General features: G+C 72.8%; 6 protein-coding genes. 1 reads left to right on the top strand and 5 read right to left on the bottom strand.

Annotation, left to right across the window (positions count from 1 at the left end; all coding sequences use genetic code 11):
- Nucleotides 1–552 (top strand): class I SAM-dependent methyltransferase (locus tag VR45_RS28675; RefSeq protein ID WP_045942760.1); only part of this gene is annotated, 552 nt, incomplete at its 5' end.
- A 20-nt stretch (nt 553–572) separates the two neighbouring features.
- Here the strand turns inward: VR45_RS28675 and VR45_RS28680 are convergent.
- From VR45_RS28680 to VR45_RS28700, 5 genes are all read right to left on the bottom strand, one after another.
- Nucleotides 573–1448 carry an alpha/beta hydrolase gene (locus VR45_RS28680; RefSeq protein WP_045942761.1) on the bottom strand — a complete coding sequence of 292 codons (876 nt, stop codon included), beginning with the start codon at nt 1446–1448 and terminating at the stop codon, nt 573–575.
- Between the two features lie 75 nt (nt 1449–1523).
- Nucleotides 1524–2723, bottom strand: coding sequence for a glycosyltransferase family 4 protein (locus VR45_RS28685; protein WP_052709450.1), 1200 nt, complete (start codon nt 2721–2723; stop codon nt 1524–1526).
- Between the two features lie 3 nt (nt 2724–2726).
- On the bottom strand, nt 2727–3926 hold the full coding sequence (locus VR45_RS28690) for an ABC transporter ATP-binding protein (RefSeq protein WP_045942762.1): 1200 nt from the start codon (nt 3924–3926) through the stop codon (nt 2727–2729).
- On the bottom strand, nt 3916–4824 hold the full coding sequence (locus VR45_RS28695; protein ID WP_045942765.1) for an ABC transporter permease: 909 nt from the start codon (nt 4822–4824) through the stop codon (nt 3916–3918). Before VR45_RS28695 ends, VR45_RS28690 begins: the two co-directional genes overlap by 11 nt.
- A 225-nt stretch (nt 4825–5049) precedes the next feature.
- Nucleotides 5050–5736 (bottom strand): thiol:disulfide interchange protein DsbA/DsbL, encoded by a 687-nt coding sequence (locus VR45_RS28700; protein ID WP_045942763.1) that lies wholly within the window; start codon nt 5734–5736, stop codon nt 5050–5052.
- Nucleotides 5737–5982 lie beyond the last annotated feature (246 nt).

A 5982-nucleotide genomic window follows, 5' to 3' on the forward strand; every position in this document is an offset into this window, starting at 1 on the left:
GGGGTGGACCTGGACGCGGGCGCGCTGACCCGGGCCCGGGAATCGGCGGAGGCGGCGGGGGTGCAGCGGCGGTTGGGGCTGCACCATCTCGATGCCCGGGAGTTCACCGACCGCGAGCCCTTCGAGCTGGTCCTGAACGTCGGCGCGACGCACGCCTTCGGCGGGCTGCTGCCGACACTGGCCGCCGCCCGGGAGCATCTGGCGCCGGGCGGCCGGGTACTGGTGGGCGAGGGTTTCTGGGAGCGCGAGCCCTCGTCGGCGGCGCTGGGCGGCCTGGGTGTCGCGCGCGAGGAGTACGCGGACCTGGCCACCACCGTCGACCGGGTGGTGGCGGCCGGGTGGACGCCGGTGTTCGGCCGTGTCAGCAGCCCGGCGGAGTGGGACGACTACGAGTTCTCCTGGACGGGCTCGCTGGCCGCCTGGGCGCTGGACCACCCGGGACACCCGGACGCGGCGGACGCCCGGGCGGCGGCCGATCTGCACCGTGCGGAGTGGCTGCACGGCTACCGGGGGACGCTGGGCTTCGTCACCCTCCTGCTGCGCCGGGACTGACCCGGCGGGACGGACACCCCTCAGGGCTTGAGGCGGGCGAGGAAGTCGTCGATCAGCGGGGCGATCTCAGGCAGCTTCTCCTCCAGCGCGAAGTGCCCGGTGTCGAACACGTGGAGTTCGGCGTCGGGCAGGTCGCGCAGGAAGGCGCGGGCGCCGGGCTCGGTGAAGAAGAGGTCGTTGCGGCCCCAGACCACCAGGGCCGGCGGCCGGTGGGTGCGCAGCCAGTCCTGCCAGACGGGGTAGAGCTCGACGTTGCTGTGGTAGTCGAGGGCGAGCTCGACCTGGATGTCCTTGCGGCCGGGCAGGTCGAGGTGGTGCTGGTCGAGGGTCCAGCCGTCGGGGGCGACCAGTGAGGGGTCGCCGGTGCCGCCCTCGTACTGGGCCCGGGTGATCTCCTCGACGAGGATGGCGCGGGCGCGTTCCGCGGCACCCTCGACGCCGGGGCGGTTGGCGATGAACTCCCGGGCCTGCGCGGAGAGTCCCTCCTCGTAGGCGTTGCCGTTCTGGACGATCAGGCCGGTGATCCACTCGGGGTGGCGGGTGGCGAGCCGCAGTCCGACAGGGGCGCCGAAGTCGAAGACGTAGAGGGCGAAGCGGTCGAGGCCGAGGGCCAGGCAGAAGCCCTCGACGACGTCGGCCAGGGTGTCGAAGCGGTAGCGGAAGGCCTCGGGTGCGGGGCTGTCGCTGTGGCCGAAGCCGGGGTAGTCGGGGGCGATCAGCCGGTAGCGGGTGCCGAGTGCGTCGAAGAGCCGCCGGAACTGGTGGGAGGCGGACGGGAATCCGTGCAGCAGCAGGAGCACGGGGGCGTCGGCCGGCCCGGTCTCCCGGTAGAAGATGCGCAGGCCGTCGACGTCGACGTGGCGGTGGTGGATGTGCGGGATCGTCAGCTCGCTCATGCTAACCATTAAACACCTGAGTACCGGTTAGAGGAAGAGCCGATCAGGAGAGAACCGATCAGGAGAGGACCGACGTCACCGCCCCAGTAGCCGCAGGGCGGTCGGCTTGGTGAACTCGTACCTGGTCATCTGCTCCAGGTCCTTCAGCCAGCCGACCACGCGGCCCGGCCGGGCGAGCACCCGGGCGTAGAGCTCCTCGAAGGCGCCGGTGACGCTCTCCAGCGAGAACCGGCCGACCACCCACTCCCGCCCCCAGGCACCCAGTTCGGCCCGGCGCACCGGATCGTCGAGCAGTCCCCGCAGCTGGGCGGCCAGCGCCTCGGGCGCGCGCGAGCCGTCCCCGAAGCCGTACATGCAGCGCGAGGCGTGCGGTTCCACCAGCGGCCCCGGCTCGTGCACGGCGGTGTACCCGGCCGCGCCGTGCACCACCACCGGCTTGCCGAAGGCGAGTCCGCGCAGGGCGGAGCCGCCCATGCCGAGGACGATGTCGGCGCCCTGGTAGGCGGGGCGCGGGTCGGCGAGCTGGCCCGGGACCAGCACCGCCGGGCGGCCGAGGGCCTCGTTGGCGGCGGCCGCCCGGGCCCGCAGCGGCTCCAGGCTGGGGCCGGTGCCGACGATCACCAGCCGGACCCGGGGGTCGTCCAGCTGCCGGACGGCGTCCACGGTGAGCTCCGCGCCGGCGTCCTTCTCCAGCGCGGGGACCAGCCGGGTGACGATGGCCAGCAGCAACTCCTCGTCCCCGATGCCGTGCTGGCGGCGGAACGCGGCGCCGTCGACCAGGCCGGGGGCGTCCGTGGCGGTGTTCACCGGCGGTTCGATCAGGCTGACGTCCCGGTGGCCGAAGGCCCGGCCGTCGCCCAGCAGCGCGCCGAGGCCCAGCACCAGCGGCTGGTGCCGGGGCAGGCCGCGCAGCATCCGGATCCCGTAGAAGGTGGTCACCACCGGGATCCGGCCGTAACGGCCGGGCCCGAAGTAGGAGTTGCGGGCCGCCCTGACCTCCCAGGCGTGCAGCAGCTGGCTGCCGTGCTCGGCGGCCAGCCGGCCCAGCCGGCGCCGGACCTCGGAGTGCGGGGTGTCGGGGCCGCCCGCCACCACCACGTCCAGGCCGTGGCCGGCCGCGACCTCGACCAACGGGGCCGGACCGTCCACCCCTTGGGCGAACAGCATCGGGTCGTGGCCCCGGTCGCGCAGGGTGCGGGCGATGTCGACGGCGTTCAACTGGGCGCCGCCCAGGGCCAGATTGTTGAGATGGACGAGCACCCGGACCGATCTCACGCCTCACTCCTCCCAGTGGTGCGGGACGAACACCGGCGCGGCCAGCACGACGGCACGCGGCGGGGAGTCCAGCATGGGCCCGAACACGTCGAACTGGCCCACCGAGTGCCAGCTCATCAGTGTGCCGCCGTCGGTCCGGCCGATGCTGTAGACGCCGGCCCAGAGCGTGTACCGGCCGCGCGGCAGCGGCAGCCGGGGGATCACGCAGGAGACCTGGCGGTCCCCGCCGGTGAGCCGGATCTCGTGGCTGATCTGGAAGATCGGGCTGGAGGTGCCCTCGCTGACGCCCAGGTGCAGGGTCGCGTCGCCCCGGTACTCGCCGCCCAGGGTGAGCTCGACGGTCATCGGCTCGTCGGTGGTGAGGCTGTCCCGGTCCTCGCCGCGCACCTCGTGCTTGAGCAGCTGGAGCGGCTCGCCGGTGCGCCCGCCGGCCTCGGACTGCGCCTCGATCGAGTCGCGGTAGCCGGCCATCGCGTCCTTGATCCCGGCGTCCACCCGGATCGAGCCCTGCTCCAGCCAGATGCCGCGCCGGCAGATGGACTCCACAGCGGGCAGGTCGTGCGAGACGAAGACGATGGTGGTGCCCTGCTCGGCGACCTCGCGCATCCGGTCCAGGCAGCGCTGCTGGAACACCGCGTCGCCGACCGCCAGCACCTCGTCCACCAGCAGCACATGCGGCTCCAGATAGGCGGCGACGGCGAAGCCGAGGCGCATCTGCATGCCCGAGGAGTAGAACTTCACCTGCCGGTCGATGGCGCCGCCGAGCCGGGCGAACTCCACGATGTCGTCGAATCGGGTGGCCACCTCGCGCCGGCGCAGGCCGAGCAGCGCGCCGAACAGGTAGATGTTCTCCCGGCCGGTCAGGTCCGGGTGGATGCCGGCCCGGATCTCGATCAGCGCGCCGATCCGGCCGCGCACGTCGATCACCCCGCCGTACGGGTACATCACCCGGGTCAGCATCTTCAGCAGGGTGGACTTGCCGGAACCGTTGGAGCCGATCAGGCCGACCGACTCACCGGGCTCGATGTGCATCGAGATGTCGCGCAGCGCCCAGCGCCAGTCCTCGCCCTTCTCGCCGCGCAGCCGGCGGGCCAGCGAGTCGACCTTGTCGCGCAGCAGCATCCGCTGCTGGTCGGCCTTGAAGCGCTTCCACACCTGGTCGGTGCGGATGGTCCCGAGCGGGAGGGTCTGGCTAGGCGACATCGGCGATCCCCGTCTCCAGCTTCTTGAACAGCAGGTAGCCGCCGACCAGGAACACCACCGAGGAGACCGCGGCGATCGTGGTGAGCGCGGCGTCCGGCGCCCGCCCGTACAGCAGGGCGTTGCGGTAGCCCTCGATCACGGCGCCGAGCGGGTTGACGCCGACGTACAGCTCCTGGAGCCGCTCCGGGATCTGGGCCAGCGGGTAGGCGACGGGGGTGGCGAACACTCCCATCTGGGTGATGATCGGCAGCAGGTGGCGGACGTCGCGCAGGTACACCACGGCCACCGAGAGCACGAGGGCGATGCCGTAGGTGAAGGCGAACTGGATGCCCAGCAGCGGCACCACCCAGAGGAAGGTCACGGCGGGGGCGGTCCAGAAGACCAGGAAGAGCAGGCCGAGCACCGCGGTGCCGATCAGCATGTCGACGGTGGCGACCAGCATCGTGGCGAGCGGGAACACCTCGCGCGGGCAGTACACCTTGTTCAGCAGGCTGAGGTTGTTGGCGAGGCTCAGCGCACCCTGGTTCATGGTGTTGCTGAAGAACTGCCAGACGATCAGGCCGACATAGGCGAACAGCGGGTACGCGGCGCCCTCGGTCTCGACGTGCACGGCACGGCGGAAGACCAGGGTGAAGATGGCGCACAGCGCGAGCGGGGTGAGCACCGCCCAGGCGAAGCCGAGCACCGCCTGCTTGTACCGGGCGCGCAGGTCGCGCTCGGCGAGCGCGCGGACGAGTTCGCGGGCGCCCCACAGTTCGCGGGCCACCTGGGCCGGGCGGAGCCCGCGTTTGAAGATCAGCTCGGGCGGCGGCCCGTCGGCGGCCGACGGGCGTCGCCCCGGGGCCTGCGTTGTCTGGCTGTCGCGCTCGTCGACGAGCTGCGCGCGTTGTCCCCCCACGGACACCTGCCCTCTCCGGTACCGGCGGTATCGAGAAGTGGGCCCGTCACCAAGGCTGTTGACGCCGTCGTGGTGCGGCCCGGCCCCACTCTGGCACAGAGTGTGGCCGCCGGGGGTCGGTTCGGTGAAGGTGATCGGCCCCACCTCGGCCGACGACCGAAAAGGGGCGGGCCGGTCGTGGTGCGACCGGCCCGCCCGTCGGAGGTCGGGAGGGGTGGCGTGACGTCAGTACAGCTTGTGGGCGCGCGGGTGGCGCTGCTGGTCCTGGGTGACGAGGTGGTCCATCACCTCGGGCATCGCCTCGACGCCGCCGGCGTTGGTCGGCGAGGTGCGGTACTCGCCCTGCACCACCACGGTCGGCAGCTCGTTGATGCCGTAGCGGACGAACAGCGCGGCCGCCTCGTCGACAGCCCGCAGGGTGTCCTCGGAGCGGTAGGCCTCACGGAAGGCCTGCTGGTCGACGCCCTGGCGCAGGGCCCAGTCGGTGGCGGTGTCCTCGGTGGTGACGTCCTGCTCGTTGCTGTGGACCGCGCGGAAGGCGGCGGCCTGCAGCCGCTCGACCAGGCCGAGACGCTCCAGCGTGTAGTAGAGGCGGGCGTGGCCGCGCTGGGCGGTCTCCTCGCGGCTGCCCTGCCAGATGGCCGGGACGCGGCGCAGGTCGACGTCGGCGCGGTGCCGCTCGGTCCAGGCCTGGAGCGGCTGTTCGAGCTGCTGGGAGTGACCGCAGTCGTACCAGAAGAACTCGATCGCCTCGGTGCGGGCGCTCTCGCGCACCGGCTGCGGGTGGTCGAGGCGGACGTACTGGGCGCCCTCACTGGGCGGCTGGTGGGTGACGGCGCCGGCCTGGACGGGGGATGCGGCGATCCCGGCGGCAACGGCGAGCAGCAGGGTGGTTCGAAGGATCGACTTCACACGGGGCAGTGTGGCGGTGACGGAACGTCATCGGCCAGGTCGTCCCGGTGCGTCGGGCCGGGATTCGCCCGATCGGCGCACCCGGCCCGGCGCACCGGGACGCGTCAGCCGCGTCCGCCGTCCGGGCCCGCCTTCGCCGCACCGTCCGGGCCGTCCTTCGCCGCACCGTCCGGGCCGTCCTTCGCCGCAGGCCCGGCGGGTCCGGCGGGTCCGGCCGCGCCGCCGCGTCCGCAGACCTCGCCGAAC

Source organism: Streptomyces sp. NRRL S-495, assembly GCF_000966955.1.
Lineage (GTDB): Bacteria > Actinomycetota > Actinomycetes > Streptomycetales > Streptomycetaceae > Kitasatospora > Kitasatospora purpeofusca.